The organism is Pseudomonas sp. 51_B (assembly GCF_017491595.1).
In the GTDB taxonomy this organism is placed as follows: Bacteria; Pseudomonadota; Gammaproteobacteria; order Pseudomonadales; family Pseudomonadaceae; genus Aquipseudomonas; species Aquipseudomonas promysalinigenes.
Genome location: NZ_JAFGYW010000289.1, coordinates 1 through 479 on the forward strand (window position 1 = coordinate 1; position 479 = coordinate 479).

At 66.2% G+C, this 479-nt stretch carries 1 protein-coding gene; it reads right to left on the reverse strand.

From position 1 onward, the window contains the following. On the reverse strand, positions 1-479 hold a 479-nt coding region (locus J5M56_RS24875; protein ID WP_207938045.1), incomplete at both ends, for a DUF933 domain-containing protein.

Here is a 479-nt window from a genome sequence, read left to right on the forward strand (position 1 = left end):
CGATGAAATCGTCGTATGCGATCGTCTGCGCGCGAATGAAGCCGCGCTCGAAATCCGTATGGATCACGCCCGCCGCTTGCGGCGCGGTGTCGCCGATGTGGATCGTCCACGCGCGCACTTCCTTCACGCCCGCGGTGAAGTACGTCTGCAGCCCGAGCAGCTTGAAGCCCGCACGGATCCCGCGGTCGAGGCCCGGCTCGTCCCTGCCCATGTCGGCGAGGAACGCTTCCTTTTCGGCATCGTCGAGATCGGCGATCTCCGCCTCGATCGCCGCGCACACCGCGACGACCGGCGACTTCTCGCTTTCCGCGTACCGGCGCACCGCGTCGAGATGCGGATTGTTCTCGAAGCCGTCTTCCTTCACGTTCGCGACGTACATCGCCGGCTTCGCGGTGATCAGGCAGAACGGCTTGAGGAGCGCCCTCTCGTCGTCGGACAGATCGAGCCCGCGCACGGCCTTGCCCTGATCGAGGTGCGCG